Source organism: Microbacterium oxydans, assembly GCF_026559675.1.
GTDB lineage: Bacteria > Actinomycetota > Actinomycetes > Actinomycetales > Microbacteriaceae > Microbacterium > Microbacterium oxydans_D.
In genome coordinates this window covers 858,663-880,068 of sequence record NZ_CP092891.1, presented here as the reverse complement: position 1 = coordinate 880,068, position 21,406 = coordinate 858,663, and the positions used below count along the sequence as shown (strand labels likewise).

21 protein-coding genes are annotated in these 21,406 nt (G+C 70.2%); 5 read left to right on the top strand and 16 right to left on the bottom strand.

Annotated elements, in window-relative coordinates:
- Nucleotides 1-116: 116 nt before the first annotated feature.
- Nucleotides 117-1,790, bottom strand: coding sequence for an ABC transporter substrate-binding protein (locus MME74_RS04185; protein WP_267417455.1), 1,674 nt, complete (start codon nucleotides 1,788-1,790; stop codon nucleotides 117-119).
- 164 nt (nucleotides 1,791-1,954) lie between these two features.
- On the opposite strand from MME74_RS04185, the gene MME74_RS04180 reads away from it, so the two are divergent.
- Nucleotides 1,955-2,875, top strand: a complete 921-nt coding sequence (locus tag MME74_RS04180; protein ID WP_267417454.1) for a sugar kinase — start codon at nucleotides 1,955-1,957, stop codon at nucleotides 2,873-2,875.
- A 183-nt stretch (nucleotides 2,876-3,058) separates the two neighbouring features.
- Here the strand turns inward: MME74_RS04180 and MME74_RS04175 are convergent, their stop codons facing one another.
- The 5 genes from MME74_RS04175 to MME74_RS04155 are packed head-to-tail and all read right to left on the bottom strand — an operon-like array spanning nucleotide 3,059 to nucleotide 8,541.
- On the bottom strand, nucleotides 3,059-3,925 hold the full coding sequence (locus tag MME74_RS04175; RefSeq protein WP_267417453.1) for a MurR/RpiR family transcriptional regulator: 867 nt from the start codon (nucleotides 3,923-3,925) through the stop codon (nucleotides 3,059-3,061).
- 28 nt (nucleotides 3,926-3,953) lie between these two features.
- Nucleotides 3,954-5,438, bottom strand: a complete 1,485-nt coding sequence (locus MME74_RS04170; RefSeq protein WP_267417452.1) for a glycoside hydrolase family 3 N-terminal domain-containing protein — start codon at nucleotides 5,436-5,438, stop codon at nucleotides 3,954-3,956.
- Complete coding sequence (locus MME74_RS04165; RefSeq protein ID WP_017828171.1) at nucleotides 5,435-6,268, bottom strand: carbohydrate ABC transporter permease; 834 nt, start codon at nucleotides 6,266-6,268, stop codon at nucleotides 5,435-5,437. The genes MME74_RS04170 and MME74_RS04165 overlap by 4 nt, the downstream gene beginning before the upstream one ends.
- Nucleotides 6,265-7,239, bottom strand: coding sequence for a carbohydrate ABC transporter permease (locus MME74_RS04160; RefSeq protein WP_267417451.1), 975 nt, complete (start codon nucleotides 7,237-7,239; stop codon nucleotides 6,265-6,267). Before MME74_RS04160 ends, MME74_RS04165 begins: the two co-directional genes overlap by 4 nt.
- A gap of 15 nt (nucleotides 7,240-7,254) precedes the next feature.
- A complete protein-coding gene (locus tag MME74_RS04155; RefSeq protein ID WP_267417450.1) occupies nucleotides 7,255-8,541 on the bottom strand; it encodes a sugar ABC transporter substrate-binding protein in 1,287 nt (428 codons plus the stop codon).
- Nucleotides 8,542-8,692: 151 nt separating this feature from the next.
- On the opposite strand from MME74_RS04155, the gene MME74_RS04150 reads away from it, so the two are divergent.
- From MME74_RS04150 to MME74_RS04135, 4 genes are all read left to right on the top strand, one after another.
- A complete protein-coding gene (locus MME74_RS04150; protein ID WP_267417448.1) occupies nucleotides 8,693-9,946 on the top strand; it encodes an LCP family protein in 1,254 nt (417 codons plus the stop codon).
- A gap of 29 nt (nucleotides 9,947-9,975) precedes the next feature.
- Nucleotides 9,976-10,836 carry a spermidine synthase gene (locus MME74_RS04145; protein WP_267417447.1) on the top strand — a complete coding sequence of 287 codons (861 nt, stop codon included), beginning with the start codon at nucleotides 9,976-9,978 and terminating at the stop codon, nucleotides 10,834-10,836.
- Nucleotides 10,837-10,980: 144 nt separating this feature from the next.
- Nucleotides 10,981-11,508 carry a hypothetical protein gene (locus MME74_RS04140; protein ID WP_267417446.1) on the top strand — a complete coding sequence of 176 codons (528 nt, stop codon included), beginning with the start codon at nucleotides 10,981-10,983 and terminating at the stop codon, nucleotides 11,506-11,508.
- A 46-nt stretch (nucleotides 11,509-11,554) separates the two neighbouring features.
- Complete coding sequence (locus MME74_RS04135; protein WP_267417445.1) at nucleotides 11,555-12,043, top strand: SprT-like domain-containing protein; 489 nt, start codon at nucleotides 11,555-11,557, stop codon at nucleotides 12,041-12,043.
- 7 nt (nucleotides 12,044-12,050) lie between these two features.
- Here the strand turns inward: MME74_RS04135 and MME74_RS04130 are convergent, their stop codons facing one another.
- The 10 genes from MME74_RS04130 to MME74_RS04085 form a co-directional block, all read right to left on the bottom strand.
- Nucleotides 12,051-12,530 carry a DUF3054 domain-containing protein gene (locus tag MME74_RS04130; protein WP_267417444.1) on the bottom strand — a complete coding sequence of 160 codons (480 nt, stop codon included), beginning with the start codon at nucleotides 12,528-12,530 and terminating at the stop codon, nucleotides 12,051-12,053.
- A gap of 86 nt (nucleotides 12,531-12,616) precedes the next feature.
- Entirely contained in the window at nucleotides 12,617-13,276 is a 660-nt protein-coding gene (locus tag MME74_RS04125) for a 2-phosphosulfolactate phosphatase (protein WP_267417443.1), read from the bottom strand.
- 18 nt (nucleotides 13,277-13,294) lie between these two features.
- Nucleotides 13,295-14,755: an ABC transporter permease gene (locus MME74_RS04120; protein WP_267417442.1), complete on the bottom strand. Its 1,461-nt coding sequence runs from the start codon at nucleotides 14,753-14,755 to the stop codon at nucleotides 13,295-13,297.
- Nucleotides 14,752-15,513, bottom strand: coding sequence for an ABC transporter ATP-binding protein (locus MME74_RS04115; RefSeq protein WP_267417441.1), 762 nt, complete (start codon nucleotides 15,511-15,513; stop codon nucleotides 14,752-14,754). Before MME74_RS04115 ends, MME74_RS04120 begins: the two co-directional genes overlap by 4 nt.
- A gap of 87 nt (nucleotides 15,514-15,600) precedes the next feature.
- The gene (locus MME74_RS04110) at nucleotides 15,601-16,236 is read right to left on the bottom strand and encodes a response regulator (protein ID WP_267417440.1); all 636 of its coding nucleotides are present in this window, start codon (nucleotides 16,234-16,236) and stop codon (nucleotides 15,601-15,603) included.
- A complete protein-coding gene (locus tag MME74_RS04105; RefSeq protein ID WP_267417439.1) occupies nucleotides 16,233-17,411 on the bottom strand; it encodes a sensor histidine kinase in 1,179 nt (392 codons plus the stop codon). Before MME74_RS04105 ends, MME74_RS04110 begins: the two co-directional genes overlap by 4 nt.
- Before the next feature lie 61 nt (nucleotides 17,412-17,472).
- Entirely contained in the window at nucleotides 17,473-18,264 is a 792-nt protein-coding gene (locus MME74_RS04100; RefSeq protein WP_267417438.1) for a class I SAM-dependent methyltransferase, read from the bottom strand.
- Nucleotides 18,265-18,287: 23 nt separating this feature from the next.
- Nucleotides 18,288-19,442: an AMP-binding protein gene (locus MME74_RS04095; protein WP_267417437.1), complete on the bottom strand. Its 1,155-nt coding sequence runs from the start codon at nucleotides 19,440-19,442 to the stop codon at nucleotides 18,288-18,290.
- Nucleotides 19,443-19,473: 31 nt separating this feature from the next.
- Nucleotides 19,474-20,394, bottom strand: a complete 921-nt coding sequence (locus tag MME74_RS04090; RefSeq protein WP_267417435.1) for a 1,4-dihydroxy-2-naphthoyl-CoA synthase — start codon at nucleotides 20,392-20,394, stop codon at nucleotides 19,474-19,476.
- Nucleotides 20,395-20,445: 51 nt separating this feature from the next.
- Entirely contained in the window at nucleotides 20,446-21,405 is a 960-nt protein-coding gene (locus MME74_RS04085; RefSeq protein ID WP_267417434.1) for a permease prefix domain 1-containing protein, read from the bottom strand.
- Nucleotide 21,406 lies beyond the last annotated feature (1 nt).

Sequence of the window (21,406 nt, the reverse complement as noted above, 5' to 3'; positions counted from 1 at the left end):
CCCGCACGGTCGCCGAGCGCGAGCGGAGCGAGGGGACGAGACGCGGAATCCGTCCGGAGACCGCGTCTCGTCTCGCTCTGCTCGTTCGACGACCGAGCGAGGATGGCTGGTGGCCGTTACTTGGTGAGGACGATGTCCGTGAAGACCTCGTCGTTCACCGGGCTGGCCGGGTAGCTCTTCACGCGCGGGTCGAACGCCAGGGTCGGCGCCGGGTGCGCGAGCGGGACGCCGGGGATGAACTCGGCGACCATCTCGTTGATGTCCTCGTACAGCGGCGTCTGCTCTTCGAGGTTGGAGACGCCACGCGCCTCCGTCAGCTTCTTGAACAGCTCGGGATTGTCGAAGCCCCACTCCGAGCTCTTCTGCCCGAAGAAGACCCCGACGAAGTTGTCGGTGTCGTTGTAGTCACCGGTCCACCCGAGCAGGTGGATGCCGTGGTCCGAAGTGCCGGTGGTGCGGTCGAGGTACTCGACCCACTCCTCCGAGACCGGGGTGGTCTCGACGCCGACCTCGGCGAGCTGCGACGACAGCACCGTGAAGATCTGCTCGGGGTCCGGCATGTACGGACGCGAGACGTTGACCGGGTAGTTGAAGGTGAGCTTCAGCGGGTTCGCCTCGTCGTAACCGGCCTCGGCCAGCAGCGACTTCGCCTTCTCGGGGTCGTAGTCGTAGGTCGTGACGTCGGGGTTGTAGCCGTTGACGCTGTCCGGGACGAACTGTGTCGCCTTCTCGGTGCCCTCCGGGAGCACCTGGCTGATCAGGGCGTCCTTGTCGACCGCGTAGGACAGAGCCTCGCGGACCTTCGGGTCCTGCAGCTCCGGCACCGCCTGGTTGAACGCCAGGTAGAGGATCGTGAACGGCGGACGCGACACCATCGTGAAGCCGTCGTCGTCGAGAGCCTTGGTGTCGGCGGGGCCGACGAGGTCGTAGCCGTCGATGGAGCCCGACTCGAGCGCCTGGCGGCGGGCGGTCGGGTCGTCGATGGTCCGGAAGATGATCTCGTCGATCTGGCCCTTGTCACCCCAGTAGCCGTCGTACGACTTGAGCGTGACCTGCTCGCCCGGAGCCCACTCGTCGAACTGGTAGGGCCCGGTGCCGACCGGGTGCCCCATCGCGTACTCGGAGAGGACCGGCGCCTCTGCGGAGCCGCTGACGTCATCCGCGCCGAATTCCTTCAGGGCGGACGGGCTCTGCATCGAGAACGACGGGAGCGAGAGCGAGGCGACGAAACCGGCGAACGGCTTGTTCAGCGCGATCGTGACCGAGTTGTCGCCGTCGGGGGTGCAGGACTTGTACACGGCGTCGGCCGGGTTGGACGCGTACCCCTTGAAGAGCTTGTTGTAGTAGTAGCCGAACGCCTCGGAAGCGGCGAGGCCCGTCCAGTTGAACCAGCGGTCGAAGTTGACGCAGACGGCCTCGGCGTTGAACGGCGTCCCGTCCTGGAACGTCACGCCCTCCTTGAGCGCGAAGGTGTACGACATGCCGTCCTCCGACGGCTCCCACGACTCGGCGAGGAGCGGGGCGGGGTCGGCCGTGCCGGGCTTCGTGCCGACCAGACCCTCGAAGATCTGACGCGAGACACGGAAGCTCTCGCCGTCCTGCGCGAAGGCGGGGTCGAGGCTCGCCGGGTCGGAGGACGCGGCGAACACGAACGTGCCGTCGACATCGCCCGAGCCTTCCGAGCCTTCGTCGCCTCGCTCGCTCGCGACGCATCCCGCCAAGGCGAGAGCGGCGATCGTGGCTCCGGTGACGGCGATGAGTCCTCGCCGACGCGTGACTGATTGGTGCATTGTGTGACCTTCCCTGTCGGGCGCTTCGTTGCGCGTCCCGAGGCCTCTTCGCCTCGGGGACGGTGATGCTTCGACGGTACCCAGCGAATCCTCAGATGCCAAACGATTCACGTTGCGATCCGGTATACAAATGCGACGGTCGACGATCCGGTAGTGTCCAGATCGTGCCCGACTCCACCCCGCTCGCCGTCTGCTTCGGTGAGGGCATGGTCGCCCTCGTCGCCGCCTCCACAGGACCGCTCGAGCAGTCCCGGACGTTCGACAGATCACTGGCCGGAGCAGAGTGGAACACGGCCATCGCCCTGGCGTCCGCCGGCATCCGCACCGCCGTCGTGTCGCGGGTGGGCGACGACGGATTCGGCCGCTTCCTGACGGCGGAGCTGCGCGCACACGGCGTCGACGATTCCGCGGTCGAGGTCGACGATGACGCCCCGACCGGGCTCTACGTGAAAGAGCTCTCCGCGCGCCCGGACGGCGCGGTCGACGGGACGATGCACTACTACCGCGCAGGCTCCGCAGCCGCTCGCCTTTCGCCGCAGACGCTGTCCGCGGCGCCGGCATCCGCCCTCCTCGCCGAGGCCGCGCTGGTGCACACCTCCGGGATCACCCCGGCGCTGTCTCCGTCGGCGCTCGCCGCGCAGGATGCACTGTTCTCGGCGGCCCGGCCCGACCGGCTGCTGAGCTTCGACCTCAACTGGCGTCCCGCGCTCTGGCGCGGTCGCGAGGACGAGGGTCGAGCCGTCGTCACCGACTTCGCGCGCCGCGCCGACATCGTGTTCTGCACCCGTCCCGACGCCGAGGCGGTGTTCGGGACGAGCGATCCGCAGGAACTGCGCGCGCTGTTCCCCCAGCCGAGGTACCTGCTCGTCACCGACCCGGGTGGCGCCGTCGCCTTCGATGGAGCGGAGAAGGCCGAGAGCGACGCGCTGGATGCGCCCGTCGTGGAGACCATCGGCGCCGGAGACGCGTTCGCGGCGGGGTTCCTCGCGGGCGTCCTCACCGGGCTGTCCTTGACGGGCAGCCTCTCCCGCGGTCACCGCATCGCGACCCGGGCGCTCCTCAGCACCCGCGACCACGTCGACTGATCGCCCCGGTCGTCGAGCGAGCGGAGCGAGACGAGACGCCCCCGCCCTGCCACCCCGGTCGTCGAGCGAGCGAAGCGAGACGTGACGCCCCTTCATGCCTCCCGCGCCCGCGCCTCCGCCCTCGTGCGAGCCGGTGGGTGAGAGGGGGGCTCGTCGCGGTGGACCTCGCCGGCGACCGGGCGGTCAGGAGTGTCGGCGCGGGGGGACGGCGTCGTGGGTCAGCTGCAGCGAGACGGTGACCAGCTCACCGCGGTGCTGCACGACCCGCACGAAGAGCACGTCGACGAGGGCGAGCTGGGCGATCCGACTCGACATCGCCGCCATCCGGAACGGTGACTCGCGCGCCTGCGTCAGCAGCACGATGTCCGCCGCGAGGGCCAGGGACGACTCGGCGACGCTCGTCACGGCGACCGCCAGCGCCCCGGCGTCCCGTGCGACCTCCAGCGCCCGCAGCGTCTCCGTGGTCTCCCCACCATGGGAGAAGGCGATCGCGACGTCGCCCGTCGTCCTCAGTGAAGCCGTCGTCATCGCGAGGTGCGGATCCGGCGAGTGCGACACCGAGCAGCCGATGCGCGAGAGCTTCAGCAGCAGGTCCTGCGCGGTCAGCGACGACGCGGCCTGGCCGAAGAGATCGATGTGGCGCGCGTCGACCAGGGCCAGGGCGACCCGGTCGAGAGCGTCCGCATCCAGCGCGAGAGCGGTCTTCTCGATCGCATCGATCTCCTGCGCCGCGAGCTTGGCGGCGATCGCCGTGGGTCCGTCGTCCGGATCGATCGCGGTGGTGTCCAGCCCGAACCGGGCCTGCTGCGCCTGCGCGAGCGTGATCGCCCTCGCCACCGACACCCGCAGCTCCCGGTAGCCGCTGTACCCCAGCGACTGCGAGAAGCGCGCCACGGTCGACAGCGAGGTCCGGCACAGCTGCGCGAGATCGTTGATCGCCAGGTCGACGACGAGCGTCGGGTCGCCGAGCATCGTCTCCGCGACCCGCGCCTCGGCAGCGCTGAGCTTCGGGAGCGACCTGCGCACCCGAGCCAGAACGTCATCGTCCATGGAAGGATCCTGTCTCAGTCGGCGCTGTTCACCCTCTGCTGCGGAGGAGGACCTCGCGCGCCATCTGCGCACCGAGCCTACTGGCTGCCGCGACCTCGACCGTCGGCAGGGGCAGTGCACCCCGGGCGGGAAGCCCGACGTTGACCACGACCGCGGCCGAATCGCGCGCGGCGGCCCGCTCCACGAGGGCCCGCTGTGCGGCATCCGTGTCGGGCCGGTCGATCAGGAGCACCGTGGTGCCCGGGGCCGCGACGACCTCGTCGAGCACACGATCCTGCTCCGACTCCGGAGTGGAGGCGACGTCGAGGCGCACGCGCAGACCGTCTCCCGCGAGGGCGTTCGCGACATAGGAACCTGCGCTGTCGACGGCGAGCGTCGAGCGGCGCCGTGCATCGATCACGGCGAGTTCGGAGACCACTTCCGGGGCTTCGCCGGAGACCGTCACCACGCGGCGCACGATCTCGGCGGCGTCGAGCTCGGCCACGGGCTCGTGCTCGCTCTCGGCCGCCACGCGCAGCTTCGTCGCGAGTGCGGCGACGCGAGCGGCCGCCTCCTCGACCCGCTCCCGAGACAGCGAGCCGTCACGCAGCGCGGCGACGATCCCGTCCCGTGCGGCGCGGAAGTCCCGCTCGTCCTGGTCGGGCAGCGCGGCATCACCCGGGTTGGTCGGGTTCCCGATGCAGAGGAGGTCGGCGCCGGCCGCGAGTGCCAGCGCTGCTCCCCCGCCGAGTCCGACCGTCTCGCGGATGGCGGCCATGTCGAGCGCATCCGTGATGATGACCCCGTCGTAGCCCCAGTCACGCAGCATGCCGAGCACGCGCGGGTTGAGGGTGGCGGGCTGCTCGCCCCACGCCGGGACGACGATGTGCGCCGTCATGACGGCATCCACACCGGCATCCACTGCGGCCCGGAACGGCTCGAGGTGCACCCGCTCGAACTCCTCGAGATCGAGGGTGATCTCCGGGAGCGAGTGATGCGAGTCCATGTGGGTGTCGCCGTGGCCCGGGAAGTGCTTCACGCAGGCGGCCACCGCAGCATCCTGGATGCCGTCGATCGTCGCGACGACGTGCCGCGAGACGAGCGCCTCGTCGTCGCCGAAGGCCCGCACGCCGATGACCGGGTTGCGGGGGTCGGTGTTGACGTCGGCGACCGGACCGAGCACCACGTTGGCGCCGACCGCGCGCACCCGTCGGGCGAGCTCCGCGCCGGTCTTCTCGGACGCGACGAGGTCGTCGAGCAGACCGAGCTGGGCCGCGCCCGGCACGGTCGACCCGGTGGCGGACTCGAGGCGGGTGACGCTGCCGCCCTCCTCGTCGATCCCGATCAGGGCGTCGGGGTTCGCGTCCAGGATCGCGGCGCTGAGGGCGGGAAGCCCCTCGCCGACGTTCTGGCCGAAGTACACGACTCCGGCCAGTCCGTCACGCAGTTCATCGCGCAGCCACTCGGGCGCTTCGGTGCCGAAGAAGCCCGGCCACAGCACGCCGTTCGCGAGGCGCTCGAGGTCGTCGGTCATCCCTTCACCGCTCCCGCGACCATGCCGGAGGCGAGCTTGCGCTGCACCAGCACGAAGAAGATCATGACCGGGACGGTGATGATGGTCGACGCGGCCATGATGCTGCCCCAGTCGTTGGAGTGCAGACCGAAGAAGGACTTCAGGCCGATCGAGACCGTGTACTGGTCGGTCTGGGCGCCGAGGATCGTCATCGCGAAGATGAACTCGTTCCACGCCGTGATGAAGCTGAAGATGCTGGTCGCGACGAGGCCCGGCATGACGAGCGGCAGCAGGACCGAGCGGAACATGCGCCACCAGCTCGCACCGTCGATGTACGCGGCCTCCTCGAGCTCGACCGGGACGGCCGCGACGAAACCGCGCAGCATCCAGATGCCGAAGGCGAGCGACAGGGCGACGTAGACGACCATCAGGCCGAGGATGCTGTTCAGCAGGCCCAGGCTCTTGACCTGGAGGAACAGCGGGATGACGAGCGCCTCGAGCGGCACCATCTGCACGATCAGGATCATCATCAGGATCGTGGTGCGGAACTTGAACTTGAACCGCGCCACGGCGACCGCGGCGAGGAGGCACACGAGTGCGCTCACGAGAACCGTGACGAGTGCCACGATCGCCGAGTTGCGCAGGTAGGTGCCGAAGCCGCCGTCGGTGAGGACGAAGGCGAAGTTGTCCCAGGTGAACTCCTGCGGGAGCAGCGACTGCCCACCGCTGGAGGCCTTGCCGTCGAACGCGCTGGAGACCATCCAGTAGACGGGGAACAGCGTGAAGATCAGGACCGCGGCGACCGCGATTCCGATTCCGATGCGGGAGCGGAGCCTCGGGCGCGGGTTCACAGCTCGTCCTCCTTCATGAGGGAGCGGATGTAGACGATCGTGATGCCGATCAGCACGAGCGTGAGCAGCACGGCGAGGGCCGCACCGAAGCCGTACCGGTTCTGACCGAAGGACTCGACGTAGGACCAGACACCGAGGTTCAGCACCTGGCGGTTGCCGCCGCCACCGCCCGGCATCAGGTACACCTGGGCGAAGACCTTGAAGTCCCAGATCGTCGAGAGGATGATCACGACCGAGAAGACGGGCTTGAGCGTCGGGAAGATGATCTTCCAGAAACGACGCCAGGCGCCGGCGCCGTCGAGAGCCGCGGCCTCGAGCATCTCCTTGGAGACGCCGAGCAGACCGGCGAGCACCGTGATCGCCACGAACGGGAAGCCGTGGTGGACGACGTTGAGGAGCACGATGGCGTAGAACGACCACTGGTTCGTGAACCAGTTGACGGACGCGTCCATCAGACCCAGGTCCTTGAGGACCGCGTTGAAGATACCGCGATCGGCATCGAAGATGAAGGTCCAGACGTACGTGCCGGTCACGGCGGGCATCGCCCACGCGACCATGATGCAGCTGGAGACGATGACACGCCACGTGGTGCCGAGCCGCGCGAGCAGCAGGGCGACGAGCGTGCCGACCGCCACGGTCACGAAGACCGCCACGGCGGCGAACCCCACCGTGTTGGGCAGCACCACCGTCCAGAGAGTCGGGTTGGTGAGCGCCTCGACGTAGTTGTCGAGACCGATCCAGTTGTTCTCACCGGTGTTGATCTCGCGCAGGCCGTAGTCCTGCAGCGAGTAGATGAACACCTGGATGAGGGGCCAGAGCATGAGCACCGCGAGGATGGCCAGCCCGGGCGCGAGAAGGAGCCAGGGGCGGGCCGCGACGACCGAGAGACCGCGTCGCTTCCGGCCGCCGGCCACGGAGGCGGAGGTGGACTCCGCCTTCGTGGCCGGCAGTGGCGCTTGCACCATCGACATGGAAGGGATGCTTCCTTACTGGTTGAGCAGATCGGTCATCTCGGCAGCGGCGTCCTTCGTCGCGGTCGCGACGTCCTTCTGTCCGCTGAGGATGGCCTGGATCATGGAGTTGGTCGTCTTCTTCGCCTGCACGGCGCCGAAGTTCGGGGTGACCGGGACGGATGCTCCGCCGTCGACCATCTGCTCGGCGAACGGTGCGACGAGCGGGTCGGTCGAGGCGAGGGCCTCTTCCATCGCGGACTGGACGCCCGGGAAGTAGCCGGTCTCATCCGACCACTGCTCCGCGAACTCGCCGGTCGTGACGAGCTTCACGAACTCCCACGCCAGGTCGGCGTTCTTCGTCGTGTTGAAGATCGAGAGGTGCGATCCGCCGAGCACCGACGGGGCGATGCCGCCGTCCTTGCCGGGGATGACCGCGGCACCGATCTTGCCCTCGAGGTCGGGGTTCGCCTCGATCAGCGAGTTCGGCGTCCAGGAGCCGGAGAGCATCATGGCGACGTTGCCCTGCGTGAACGCGTCACGAAGGTCGGTCTCCTTCCAGGTGGTGGCACCTGCGGAGGAGAAGCCGTGCTCGGTGGCCAGGCCCGTGTAGAACTCGATGCCCGCCTGCGACTCGGCGCTGTCGAGCTCGCTGGTCCAGGTGTCGCCGTCCTTCGTGGCGATCTCTCCACCGGCACCCCAGACCCAGGGGTAGACCTGGAACTCGGCGTCACCGGGGACCGGGAAGGGGAGCATGTCGGGCTTGGCGGCCTTGATGGCGTCGCCCGCGGCGACGATGTCGTCCCACGTCTTCGGAGCGTCGAGACCGAGCTCCTTGAACACGTCGGCGCGGTAGACCAGCGAACGGACGCCGGCGTACCACGGCATGCCGTAGAGCTCGTCGTCGTAGGTGCCGGCGACCTCGAGGCCCTCGACCAGGTCGTCGCGCAGACCCTTCTCACCGTCGACGTACTCGTCGATCGGGAGGAGCGCGCCGGCGTCGGCGAACTCGGCGGTCCAGGTGGTGCCGGTCTCGGCGATGTCGGGGGTCGTGCCACCGGCGATGGACGTCACGAAGCGGTCGTGGGCGTCGGCCCACTGGATCTCCTCGATCTTGACCGTCGCGCCGGTCTCCTTCTCGAAGGCGTCGGACACCTTGTCGTAGAAGGCGCTGGCGTCAGGGTTGGTTCCCTTCATGATCCAGACGGTGAGCTCTTTGCCCTCTCCGTCGGTGGAGCTGTTGTCGCTGCCGCCGGCGCAGCCGGCGAGGGCGAGCGTGGCCACGGCGCCGAGCGCCACGGCCGGAAGAATGCGCTTGTGCATGAAGGGATCTCCTCTTTGAAAAAGTCCAGGCGAGCATCGGGTACTCACCGGGGGTTAGGAAAAAGTATCCACGACTAACTAATTACCTGCAAGTTCCTCCCACAATCGTCATGCGGCCGTAACATCACCCGCCGCCGGTAGGCTCGCCAGCATGCTTCGCCGCGGAGACGATGCCGACCGTTCGACGGTCGCGCGCCATGCGACCCTGCCCACGCCCAGCGCCGTCTCGACGCTGCTGAAGTTCCTCGGCATCGCGCTCGGCGTGGTGGCGGTGTCGGCTGTCGCCGTCGCGGCCTTCGTGGTCGTCGATGTGTTCAACCGCGTGGGAGACGGGGCCGTGGCGCTGGAGGGCGCACCCGAGGTCGACCCGCCGGCTCTCGGCGCCTACCCGGCCGACAAGTCGTTCAGCATCCTCATCATCGGAACGGACGAGTGCGGGGCGAAGGCCACGGCGCTGTTCGCGGAGCGCTGTTCCGAGGCCGACGGCCTGAGCCGCAACGACGTCAACCTCCTCGTGCACGTGTCGGCGGAGCCTCGCAACGTCACGGTCGTCTCCCTCCCCCGCGACCTCGGCGTCGCGGTCCCGGAATGCACGCGCCCGGACGGCTCGGTCGCCTCGTCGATGTGGAAGGCCTCGATCAACTCCGTCTTCGAGCACGCCGGGCTCTCCTGCGTCGTGAAGACGGTGAGCGAGCTCGGGGACATCCCGATCGAGTACGCCGCCAAGATCAGCTTCGACGGTGTGATGGCCGTCACCGATGCGATCGGCGGCGTCGAGGTCTGCATCGCCGGCGACGGCATCAAGGATCGGCACACCGGCATCGACTGGCCCGCCGGAACGCGCACCGTCTCCGGAGTCGAGGCCCTGCAGTTCATCCGCACGCGGCACGGCGTCGGCGACGAGAGCGACCTCGCGCGCATCTCCAATCAGCAGCAGTACATGTCGCGCCTCGCGAAGAAGGTGCTCAGCGAGGACACGCTGACCGACGTGACGAAGGTCCTCGGCATCGCCGGAGCCATCGCCGACAACATCGACCCGAGCGAATCGCTGAACGACCCGCTGCGTCTCGCCCAGTTCGCCCTCGCGCTCAAGGACGTGCGCTTCAGCGACTTCGTGTTCGTGCAGTACCCGAACGTGGCCGACCCTGACGACGACGACAAGGTGGTGCCGAACGAGGCGGATGCCGAGGCGCTGTGGGCCGCGATCAAGTCGGGGCAGCCGCTCCAGCTGACGGGTGACGTCACGTCGCACCGCGGCGTCGAACTCGTGACCCCGACGCCGGGGGCGACTCCCGCGCCGACGACCGAGGCGACCGCGGCGCCGGAGGTCAGGACGACGCTGCCTCCCGACATCACCGGGCAGACGCTGGAGCAGGAGACCTGCTCGGTCGGCAACCAGCGCTGACCTCTACGCCCGACGCGTAGGCTCGTGCCATGGGCCGGACGAGAGCGCGAGACACCGAGCACCCCGAGGTCCGCCTGGATCACGGCGGAGTCGCCCGCATCGTCCCGTCAGAGTTCACGAGCGGCTTCGAGCTGATCGTCGACGGCACCCCGCAATCGCACGTCGACCTCGACGATCCCACCCACCTGCACTTCGAGTACATCGTGCGCATGGGCGCGGTCATCGACCAGCTCTCGCCGGGACCGCTGACGGCCGTGCACCTCGGTGCCGGTGCGCTCACGATCCCCCGGTACGTCGACGCCACCCGCCCCGGTTCCCGCCAACAGGTCATCGAGCTCGAAGCGCCGCTCGCCCAGCTCGTGCGCGAGCACCTGCCGCTGCCGAAGGGCTCCGCGATCCGCATCCGGATCGGCGATGCGCGCGACGGCGTCCGCAAGCTGCCCAGCGCCCTGCAGGCGAGCTGCGACCTCGTCGTGTCGGACGTGTACTCCGGTGCCCAGACGCCCGCGCACCTCACCAGCGTCGAGTTCTACCGCGAACTCGCCGAACTGCTCGCGCCGGGGGGAGTGCTGCTCGTCAACGTCGCCGACGGCCCGGGGCTCGCCTTCGCCCGCCGTCAGGCCGCGACGATCGCCGAGGTGCTCCCCGAGGTCGCCGTCCTCGCCGACACCCAGGTGCTCAAAGGGCGTCGGTTCGGGAACCTCGTGATCGCCGCATCCGCCGCTCCCCTGCCGACCGAGTGGCTGCCGCGGATTCTGGCTGCCGGTCCGCATCCCGCCAAGATCGCACAGGGCGCCGAGGTGGTGGCCTTCATCCAGGGCGCACGGGTCGTCACCGACGCCGACGCCGTGGCCTCGCCGCGGCCCGACGCCTCCCTTTTCCTGCGCTGATCCCCACCCGATCCGTCCGCTTCGGAGTCGAGCTCCCGGGCGCCCTCGGCGTGTCGGAGACGGGATGCGCAGACCAGGGCGCGCCGCCCCGCAGACGGTGCGACCGGAAGGCACACTGGACGGGGACGCTGCGGAAGGAGAGCAATGAGTTTCATCCGGGGATACGACCAGGAGACCCTCCGCGAAGTGGTCGATCTGCACGAGTGCGCGACGCGTCTCGCAGAGATCGAGTCGCAGCGCAGCCTGCCCGCTCTGCTGGAACGGGTCTGGCTGCTGAAGGTGCTCGACCGCCTGGACGAGGCGCTCACGCTGGCCGACGAGACGGTGCGCCAGGCGCGCATGGCCGGCACCCGCAAGGACGTGCTGCGCGCACGAGTGCTGCACGCGACGATCCTGCAGTACCGGGGAGCGCACGCCGCCGCCGAGCAGGAGCTGGACACCTGTGCGACCGAGGCCGAGGGGCAGCGATGGCTGTCGATCGCGGCCTTCGCCTATCAGCACCATGGCAAGAACGCGTATGACGCCGGCGACTTCGAGACGGCTCGGGAGAGCTTCAAGCAGTCGCTGTTCCTGCGCCGCGAGGGCGGTGCGGAAGACAGTGAGCTCGAGACAGCGCTGCTCGCGATCGAGGCCGCCGAGCGGCGTCGTCCCTCGCAGCTCGTCGCGGGCTGAGCCTGTCGTCGACCGCGATGTCGGTCGCATGGCTTAGCCTGAGCGCATGGCGGAACTTGACCGTGTGCGCGTCTGGGGCGAGGCACTGATCACGCTGCATCTCGATGACAGCTGGTCCTTCGGATTCGATCATGCGAAGCGTCGGGCCGGGCAGTGCGACTACACGAAGAAGCGCATCACGGTGTCGCGCTACCTCGCCGCGCGCTTCGACGACGACGAGATCCATCAGGTGCTGCTGCACGAGGTCGCGCACGCGCTCGCCGGGCACGCCGCCGCGCACGGTCCGGCGTGGAAGCGCGTCGCGCATGAGCTCGGCTACGTGGGTGGGACGACGCATCGCGGGGAGACCGCCGTGGAGCTCGCGCCGTGGGTCGGCCGGTGCCCCGCAGGGCACGTGACGTACCGGCACCGTCGCCCCTCGAGGGCCACGTCGTGCGCACGCTGTTCACGCACATTCGATGCCAGACATCTGTTCGCCTGGACGCGCCGCGAGATCTCGACCGACGCGCGCCTCGCCGCCCAGATGCCGCGCTGACAGCCCGTCAGCGCGCCTGATCCTCCGGGTCGTCGTGCGTCGTGGTGACGTCGGCGTCCGACACGGTGTCGTCTGACACGTCCGCGGCGTCCGACACGTCCGCGGCGATGCCGGCGTCCGACGTGCCCGCAGCGCGGCGGCGGCGCAGCAGGGCCGTGATCGCGCGCCAGCCGACGAGGAACACCCCGAGCACGATCGTCGCCACGATGATGAACGGCACCTCGGCGGTGTCACCGCTGAGCACGCGGATGAGCATGCCGCCCGCGACCGTCACGACCCACACGACCGCGCCCCACAGCAGCGACCACGGCCGGCGCGGGCGACCGGGGAGCAAAGCGGCGAGGAGATGCCCGAGGAGCAGTGCGATCAGGAAGGGCCAGGCGGTGAGCAGGAAGCCGGCGGGGTTCTCGTCGTGCGACGCACGTCCGATCGCGGCGAAGATCAGCACGAGCACGACGTCGACGATGACTGCGGGGAGGTACCTCATGCCACGACCCTACGTGTCCCGAGCCGCACGAGCCCCTGCCCCGCGGCATCCGGCCGAGATCTCCGTGCCGGAACGGACGGCACCACTCACTCGAAGCGGATGAACGAGCCCTCGTCGCGAACCGGCACGACGTCGGTGGCGTCGAGCACGGCGGCATCCGCGGTCGACGTCGGCACCAGCCCGGACTCCTCGATGCGAGCGGTCGAAGCGACGCCGACGGCGAGCTCGCGCCCGGATCCGCTCGCACCGATCATGTGTCGCAGCGCACCGCGCAGGGCGCGGAACCCCTCGGCGGCGACGGCCGCATCGGGAGCAGTGTGGTCGATGCCCCGATCCGACAGTGCCAGCACGATCGCTCCCGCGCCGAGCTGATCCTCGACCGCGAACCGCAGCGTCCCGTCGGCGTCGAGCTCACCGGCGGCGATGACCGCGACCGAGGTACGCTCCTGTCGACGCTCCTGGATCGTCTGAACGGCTCGGGCCACCGCGGCCGCGTTGCGGATGCCCCCGACCAGCACGGTCGCGTCCGGAGCGGCGGCAAGGGCCACGGCCGCGCCGTTCCGCGACCATGACGCGGACGCCTCCAGGCTCACATCGGCGCCGGAGTCGACCGCGTCGATGACCGTGGACGAGAACCGCAGCACGTCCACGACCACGACGATGTCGGCGGGTGCGAGGCGGGCGAGCCCCGCGGTGCCCCAGTCGAGACGGACCTGATACGTGGACTGATCGAACGGCGACGGCATCCGACCAGCCTAGAGGCGTCAGTCCGCGGCGAGCGCCTCGACCGGGGCCACCCTCGTCGCCAGGCGGGTGGGCGTCGCGGCCGCCACCAGCGTGAGCACGGCCGTGGCGACGACGATGATCGCCACCGGGATCCACGGGATCTGCGGAGCCACGAGCCCCGCCGGGATGAAGTCCGGCAGAGTCGGCACCGAGCCGAGCAGCGACTGCGCCGCGATCCAGCCGTACACGACCCCCAGCACGAGTCCCGTGAGTGTCGCCGCCACCGTGATGTGCGTGGCCTCGAGCAGGACCATCCGACGCACCTGGCGGTTGGACAGGCCGATCGACCGCAGCAGTCCCAGCTCGCGGCGACGCTGCACCACACCGATCGTGAGCAGGTTCACCAGCCCGACCGCGGCGATCACGGCGGAGACGGCGACCAGCACCATCATCACGCCTGCGAAGGCGTCCATCGGCGCGAAGAACTCCTCGGGGACCTCCCCCGTGACCTGGCTCATCATCAGACGCTTGGCCGACTCGAGCGCCACGGCGAACAACGTCACCAGGGTCACCCCCATCACCACGCCGATCGCCATCCGGGACGAGCGCTCCGGGTAGCGCAGCGCGTTCTCGGCTGCCAGACGCGAGGTCGCACTCGACCCGAACATGCGACCCACCAGGCGCAGCACCGGGGGCATGAACAGCACCGACCCGAGGGCGAGTCCCGTGAACGAGAGCACACCGCCGAAGAATGCGACCACGACGCCGAGCGGGGTCACGAGACCGATGAGCACACCGCCCGCGAGGAGCACGGCCCCCGCGATCAGCAGCACCCAGGCGCCCACGTGACGGCCGGGCTTGCCGGAGACCTCGTCGTGCGTGCGCTCGACCGATCCGCCCAGCGCCTGCAGCGGGGTGACCGAGAGCACACGCCGGGATCCTGCCCACGCCGCCGCCCACGTGGTGAGGGCGACACCGATCGCCGGCAGCGCGATGAAAGGCTGGGCGAGCGAGAAGTCGGAGGGGGCGTTCGCGATCAGCTGCGCGCCGATCTGCACCCCCACCATCGAGAGCACGAGGCCGGCGAGCAGACCGATCGCCGCCCCGAGGAGGCCGACCACGAGTCCCTGCTTCCCGACCTGCGCCCGCTGCGAGCGCGCCGTCGCCCCGATCAGTCGCAGGAGCGCGATCTGGCGCGTGCGGCCGGCGATGATGGTCGAGAACGTGTTCGCGGTGACGATCGCGGCGACGTACATCGCGACGACGGTCAGCAGGACCGAGAGCAGCGCGACGACGAAGGCGAGCGTCTCGCTGTCTCCGATGAAGGGATCGGCCTGCAGCACGGCGCCGATGTACGCGGTGATCTCGACGAGCAGCACCCCGAACGCGGCCGACAGCGCCGCGACCAGGATGCTGGCGCCCATGCCGCGATCGCGCAGCCAGCCCAGCCGGGGTCCGGTCGCCCTCGTCTCGGGGACGACCGTGGCGAGCGCGGTCATGCCGCCACCTCCGCGGCGAGCATGTACGCGGAGATCTGCTCGGCGGTCTGACGCGGGTGGTCCGCGACGATCCGGCCATCGCCCAGGTAGAGCACCCGGTCGGCGTGGCTCGCCGCGATCGCGTCGTGCGTGACCATCGCGATGGACTGGCCGTGCTCGCGGCTCGCGGCCGCGAGCAGGCCCAGCACCTCGCGCCCGGTCTTCGAGTCGAGGTTGCCGGTGGGCTCGTCGGCGAACACGAGGTCGGGAGCGGTGGCCAGGGCGCGGGCGATCGCGACGCGCTGCTGCTGACCGCCGGACAGCTGATGCGGCCGATGGCTCAGGCGCGAACCGAGCCCGAGCGTCTCGATGAGGCCGTCGATGCGGGCCCGCTCGAGCGCACTCGGGCGACGGCCGTCGAGCTCGAACGGCAGCATGATGTTGCCCAGCGCGTCGAGCGTCGGCACGAGGTTGAAGGCCTGGAAGATGAACCCCACGCGACGGCGGCGCAGGATCGTCATGTCGATGTCACCGAGGCCGGTGATCTCGGTGTCGCCGATCCACGCGCGCCCCTCGGTCGGGCTGTCGAGCCCCGCCATGATGTGCATGAGCGTGGACTTGCCCGAGCCGGAGGGGCCCATGATCGCGGTGAACTGGCCGCGGCGGATGCCCACGCTGACGTCGTCGAGCGCGTGGACGGTGCCCTCGCCCGAGCCGTAGGTCTTCTTCAGGTGCTGGACGCGGGCGGCGAGCCCGAGGTCGGTGGTCGTGATCTCCATGCCTTCGACGCTATTTTCCGAGGCATGTCGGCGTCATCGCCCATCCGGATCATCCGCGTACATCGCAAGGATGATCCCGGCTGCGGGTCAGGCCAGACCGTGCTCGAACGCGAAGACGACCAGCTGCACCCGATCGCGCAGCGCGAGCTTGGTGAGGATGCGACTGATGTGCGTCTTCACGGTCGCCTCGCTCAGGTACTCGCGGCCGGCGATCTCGGCGTTCGAGAGGCCGCGGGCGGCCAGCGCGAAGATCTCCTTCTCGCGGTCGGTGAGCGTGACGTACTGCGGCGGCACCGGCTTGGGCGCCTCGGCGAAGTGCGCGAACAGGTCGCGGGTGGCGGATGCGGCGATCACACTCGACCCGGAGTGCACGGTGCGGATCGCGGCGAGCAGGAACTCGGGGTCGGCGTCCTTCAGGAGGAAGCCGCTCGCACCCTGCCGGATCGCGCGGGCCGCGGCCTCGTCGAGGTCGAAGGTCGTGAGCATCACGATGCGCGGCGGCTCCGGCCGGGCGAGGATCTCGGCGGTCGCCGTGAGCCCGTCCATGACCGGCATCCGGATGTCCATCAGCACCACATCGGGACGGGTCGCACCGATGACGTCGAGCGCCTCCCTGCCGTCGCCGGCCTCCCCCACCACGTAGAGGTCGGGCTGCGAGGCGACGAGCATCCGGATGCCGGCGCGGAACAGCGCCTGGTCGTCGACGAGCACGACTCTGATCATGCGGAGGCTCCGATCGGGAGAGAGGCGTGGACCACGAACTGCGCCCCTCGGCGCTCGGCTTGCAGACTACCGCCGACCAGCTGCGCCCGCTCGCGCATGCCGATCAGGCCGTGGCCGCCGGGGGCGGTCTCCGCATCGTGCGCGAGCGTGTTCCGCACGTCGATGTCGACCCGGTCCGGGAGCCAGGCGAGGTGCACGTCGACGGTCCCGTCGCCGTGCCGGATGGCGTTCGTGAGCGCCTCCTGGAGGATGCGGTACACCGCGAGCTGGATGGCCCCGGGCGGCTCGCCCGGTGGCATGGGGTCGACCGTGACGCGCGGCTCGATCCCCGCCTGGCGCACCTGCGCGAACAGGGCCTCGAGATCGGCGAGCGTCGGCTGCGGGCCGTCGCCCTGCCGGTGCCGGAGCTGGGTGAGCAGCATCCGCACATCGCTCAGCGCCCCGCGCGCGGTCTGCGCGATGGTGCCGAGCGCCTCGGTCGCGACCTCGGGCTTCGCGGCGGCCGCGTATCGGGCGCCGTCGGCCTGGGCGATCACGACGGCGAGGGAATGGGCGACGATGTCGTGCATGTCCCGGGCGATGCGCACCCGCTCCTGCTCCTCGGCGGCGAGCGACTCGGCCTGCAGCTGAGCCGTGCGGGTACTCCGGGCGCGCAGCACGACGCGCCACAGCAACCCGCACACCCACGCGAATCCGAGCGCCATGACGGAGATCGCGAGCAGGAGCGTGCCGGTGGTGACCTTCTCCCACCCGGTGCCCGTGCCGAACGCGACACCGTTCACGATGACCATGTACACGGCCGCGATGAGTCCGCCGAAGAGCGCGGACACGAATCCCCACCAGAGCACCCGCCGCGTGCCCCAGGCCGCGGTGGCGTAGAGCACGAGCAGGATCGCGACGTCGATCGGGAGCGGCCCGAAACCGGCCAGCATCTGCAGCACGGCGCCCGCCCAGGCGGCGGCGAGCGACAGGCCCGGCGCGAGCCGCCCGATCGCGACGCCGCCGAACATCAGGACACTCGCGATCACGACACCGCCGACCGCGACGCCGCCGATCGCGGTGTTCCCCGTCCCCGGCCCGTAGAACACGAGCGACATCGGCGTGAGGACGAGGAAGAGCAGCGCCGCCCCGACGATGTCGAGGATCAGCGCCGTGCGGGAGAGCGGGCGGATCACTCCCCCACGCTACGCGAGCGCTCCGCCGCGGGCATCCGTCGCGGGATGTATCCCATCGGGGTCAGGCGCGGGCGATGATCTCGCCGTGCGGCACCAGGTACCACCCGTCTCCGTCGTCGGCCCAGCGCTTCCACGCCTCGCTGATCTCCTCCAGATCGGCACGGGTCGCCATGTCGCTGTCGACGAGCTGCCGCGCGAGCGCCGACTCCAGGATGCGGTCCGCCCACATCCCGCCCCACCACGCGCGCTCCTCCGGGGAGGCGTAGCACCAGGTGGAGGCCGTCGCCGTGACGTCCTCGAAGCCCGCAGCACGTGCCCAGGACAGCAGCCGGCGTCCGGCATCCGGCTCTCCGCCGTTGGCCCGTGCGGCCGCACGGTAGAGGGCGAGCCAGCGGTCGAGCTCGGGGAGCACCGGGAACCAGAGGAAGCCCGCGTAGTCCGCGTCGCGCGCGGCGACGATGCCTCCGGGAGCGGTGACGCGACGCATCTCGCGGAGCGCCTGCACCGGGTCGCCGACGTGCTGGAGCACCTGGTGCGTGTGGACGACGTCGAAGGAGTCGTCGGGGAAGCTCAGCGCATGCACGTCCTCGACCGAGAAGGCGAGGTTCGTGAGGCCGCGGTCCGCCGCGAGGGACCGGGACAGCGACAGGGCGTTCTCGTCGATCTCGGTGGCCGTCACATGCCCCACGATGCCGGCGAAGTCGACCGTGATGCTGCCGGGGCCCGCACCGACGTCGAGAAGTCGCGTCGTGGCCGTGAGGTGCGGGCGGAGGTACTCTGCGGAGTTCGCGATGTCGCGCACGTTGTGCGACCGGAGGACGGATTCGTGGTGTCCATGCGTGTACGAGGCCATGCGCTTCATTCTGGCAGGAGCGCTCAGTGCAGCTCGGCGACCATGCGACGGATCGCATCGCGGTCGGGCTTGCCGGAGGACAGCACCTCGATCTCGTCCACCATGATCAGGCGCGACGGGCGCGCATGCCTGCCGAGCTCGTCCTCCACGGCCTCGCGCGCGTGGGCGAGCTGCTCGGATTCGCTGCGGCGGAGCACCTCGCCCCGCGCGGCGACGATCACGGAGGCCTCGCCCCAGCGCTCGTCGTCCACCCCGACCACGACCGCCTCGTGCAGCCCCGCGATCCGCCGGACGATGCGCTCCACCCGGTCCAGCGAGATGTTGATCCCCCCGGAGACGATCACGTTGTCGGCCCGGCCGTGCACCCGCACCACGCCGTCCTCGACGATCCCGAGGTCGCCGGTGCGGTACCAGCGGATGCCGTGCTCGTCACGGACGAAGGTGCGCGCGGTCAGCGACCCGTCACCGAGATACCCCTCGGCGAGCATCGGGCCGGCGATGCGCAGCTCACCGTCGACGGTGCGCACTCCGACCGTGTCGAGCGGCACCCCGTCGTAGACGCAGCCGCCGCTGGTCTCGGTCGAGCCATAGGTGCGGACCAGCCGCGCACCGAGGTCGGCCGCCCGCTCCCGCAGCGGTTCGGGGAGCGACTGCCCACCCACGAGGATCGCCCGATACGCCCGGAGCGCGGCCCGCACCGCGGTGTCGTCCGCCGCGTCGAGCAGGGTCGCCACCTGAGCGGGGACGAGCGAGGTGAAGAGCTCCGGTACGCCCGCGCCCGCCGACGGCCGCAGCATCGCGAGCGTCGCCTCGGCGAAGGACATCGGGGAGAACCGGCCGTCCAGCTGCGCGGGCTCCGTGCCCGCCAGGATCGAGCGCACCACGACCTGCAGCCCCGCGACGTAGCCCGCGGGGAGGGCGAGCAGCCAGCGTCCGGTGCCGATCCGTGCCGCCGTGGCCTCGGCGCTCGCCCGCAGCGCCTCGCCGCTCAGGGCCACCCGCTTCGGGATGCCGCTCGACCCCGAGGTCGCGATCACGGCCGCGATGCCGTCCGCCACGTTCGCCGGAGCCCCCGCCAGCATGCCGAGGCCGAGGGCCGGGCCGCCGTCGAGTGCACGCTGCAACGCGTCGCGGAGCTGCGCCGGATCTTCGGCATCCGTGGGGATCAGGGCGGTCATGCGCGTCTCCGACTCCGTGTGCCCGAGGGGTTCAGTAGTGCCAGGGGAAGGAGGACCAGTCGGGGTCGCGCTTCTCGAGGAACGAGTCGCGGCCCTCGACGGCCTCGTCGGTGCCGTAGGCGAGGCGGGTGGCCTCCCCCGCGAAGACCTGCTGGCCGACCAGCCCGTCGTCGACCGCGTTGAAGGCGAACTTCAGCATGCGGATCGCGGTGGGCGACTTGGTCAGCACGGTGCGGGCCATCTTCAGGGCCTCGCGCTCGAGCTCGGCGTGCGGTACCACGCGGTTGACGGCGCCCATCTCGTAGGCGCGCTGGGCGGAGTACTCCTCGGCGAGGAAGAAGACCTCGCGCGCGAACTTCTGTCCGGTCTGGCGGGCCATGTACGCGGAGCCGTATCCGGCGTCGAAGCTGCCCACGTCGGCATCCGTCTGCTTGAAGCGGGCCTCCTCCGCCGACGCGATCGTGAGGTCGCACACCACGTGCAGGGAGTGCCCGCCACCGGCCGCCCACCCCGGCACCACGGCGATGACGACCTTGGGCATGAAGCGGATGAGGCGCTGCACCTCGAGGATGTGGAGGCGGCCGACCGCCGCGCGGCTCGCTCCGTCGACGATCGCCGTCTCGGCATCGGAGTACTTGTACCCGTCGCGACCCCGGATGCGCTGGTCGCCGCCGGAGCAGAACGCCCAGCCGCCGTCCTTCGGGCTCGGGCCGTTGCCGGTGAGCAGCACGGCGCCGATGCGGGCGTCCTGGCGGGCGATGTCGAGCGCGCGATAGAGCTCGTCCACCGTGTGCGGCCGGAACGCGTTGCGCACCTCCGGACGGTGGAACGCGATGCGCGCGACCCCGCCGTCGCGCGAGACGTGCGCGGTGATGTCGGTGTAGTCCTCGGCACCGGGCGCGAGCACCCACTCGGCCGGGTCGAACAGGTCGGAGACGAAGGCATCGGTCACGGCATCCAGCCTATTCCTCGCGGTCTCCCCGGCACACGGCACGCGCCGCCGTCAGATGCGACGGGCGCGCCAGGTCTTCATCCACCCGTCGACGATGGTCCACACCTGGACGGCGACGATGCCGACGCCGGTGATCACCGCGAGGACGCGCAGCGTGTCGGCCTCCACACCGTTGTCGGAGAACGCGAACTGCACGAACTCCGGGTTCAGCAGCTCGCCCTGCACCAGCAGCGTCACCGCCCAGACGGCGAAGGCGATCGAGAGCGCGGTGTTGACGACGGCGAGTCCGACCGTCCACCTCCGGCGGACGTACACGGCGACGGCCAGGAGAGCATCGGCGACCATGATCCCGAGGAGCACGATCATCCCCCACGGCCAGAGCCCGGGGTTCAGAACCGGGATCGGGTCGCCGCCGGTCGGGAAGAAGCCGCGCGTCGCGTCCCACAGCACCGCGGCGATGAGGATGCCCACGAACACGAGCGAAGCGATCATGTCGCTGCGCGCGGCTCCGTTCTCGGTCGGCGTGGGCAGCTGGTCGACGTCCCACTTCTCCCCCGTGTCGGCGCCGGTGCGCTCCAGCACGACGAAGACCAGGGTCACCCAGAAGCACACGTGCACGACGACCGAGATGGTGACGGCGACGATCGTCCCGATCACCTCTCCGACGGTCGCGCCCTCGATGAGCTTCGCGATTGCGACGCCGAACGCGGCGCAGGCCGGAACGATGATCAGCAGCAGCTTCAGCAGCCGCCACCAGATCAGGTAATAGCGGGGTCCGAGCAGGTGCAGCGGGCGATCGGCGTAGCCCGCAGCGAGGATGCCGGGGTCGCCGAGCTCCGTCAGGACCGCACGCTCGGCGGTCTCGGGTGCCTCGCCCTGCTCGACCCGTGCCTCGATCGCGTCGGCGATGGAGGCTTCGAGTTCGGCGCGGACGTCGGCCTGAGCGGTGGGGCGGAGGCTGCGGATCGTCGCGCTGATGTATCGCTCCGTGAGCGAAGTCGTCGTCGTCATG

Excerpts from the sequence above, each read along its gene's own strand:
- MME74_RS04185 (WP_267417455.1), bottom strand. The coding sequence starts at position 1,790 with ATGCACCAATCAGTCACGCGTCGGCGAGGACTCATCGCCGTCACCGGA.
- MME74_RS04175 (WP_267417453.1), bottom strand. The coding sequence starts at position 3,925 with ATGGACGATGACGTTCTGGCTCGGGTGCGCAGGTCGCTCCCGAAGCTC.
- MME74_RS04170 (WP_267417452.1), bottom strand. The coding sequence starts at position 5,438 with ATGACCGACGACCTCGAGCGCCTCGCGAACGGCGTGCTGTGGCCGGGC.
- MME74_RS04160 (WP_267417451.1), bottom strand. The coding sequence starts at position 7,239 with ATGTCGATGGTGCAAGCGCCACTGCCGGCCACGAAGGCGGAGTCCACC.
- MME74_RS04155 (WP_267417450.1), bottom strand. The coding sequence starts at position 8,541 with ATGCACAAGCGCATTCTTCCGGCCGTGGCGCTCGGCGCCGTGGCCACG.
- MME74_RS04150 (WP_267417448.1), top strand. The coding sequence starts at position 8,693 with ATGCTTCGCCGCGGAGACGATGCCGACCGTTCGACGGTCGCGCGCCAT.
- MME74_RS04145 (WP_267417447.1), top strand. The coding sequence starts at position 9,976 with ATGGGCCGGACGAGAGCGCGAGACACCGAGCACCCCGAGGTCCGCCTG.
- MME74_RS04140 (WP_267417446.1), top strand. The coding sequence starts at position 10,981 with ATGAGTTTCATCCGGGGATACGACCAGGAGACCCTCCGCGAAGTGGTC.
- MME74_RS04135 (WP_267417445.1), top strand. The coding sequence starts at position 11,555 with ATGGCGGAACTTGACCGTGTGCGCGTCTGGGGCGAGGCACTGATCACG.
- MME74_RS04130 (WP_267417444.1), bottom strand. The coding sequence starts at position 12,530 with ATGAGGTACCTCCCCGCAGTCATCGTCGACGTCGTGCTCGTGCTGATC.
- MME74_RS04125 (WP_267417443.1), bottom strand. The coding sequence starts at position 13,276 with ATGCCGTCGCCGTTCGATCAGTCCACGTATCAGGTCCGTCTCGACTGG.
- MME74_RS04120 (WP_267417442.1), bottom strand. The coding sequence starts at position 14,755 with ATGACCGCGCTCGCCACGGTCGTCCCCGAGACGAGGGCGACCGGACCC.
- MME74_RS04115 (WP_267417441.1), bottom strand. The coding sequence starts at position 15,513 with ATGGAGATCACGACCACCGACCTCGGGCTCGCCGCCCGCGTCCAGCAC.
- MME74_RS04110 (WP_267417440.1), bottom strand. The coding sequence starts at position 16,236 with ATGATCAGAGTCGTGCTCGTCGACGACCAGGCGCTGTTCCGCGCCGGC.
- MME74_RS04100 (WP_267417438.1), bottom strand. The coding sequence starts at position 18,264 with ATGGCCTCGTACACGCATGGACACCACGAATCCGTCCTCCGGTCGCAC.
- MME74_RS04095 (WP_267417437.1), bottom strand. The coding sequence starts at position 19,442 with ATGACCGCCCTGATCCCCACGGATGCCGAAGATCCGGCGCAGCTCCGC.
- MME74_RS04085 (WP_267417434.1), bottom strand. The coding sequence starts at position 21,405 with ATGACGACGACGACTTCGCTCACGGAGCGATACATCAGCGCGACGATC.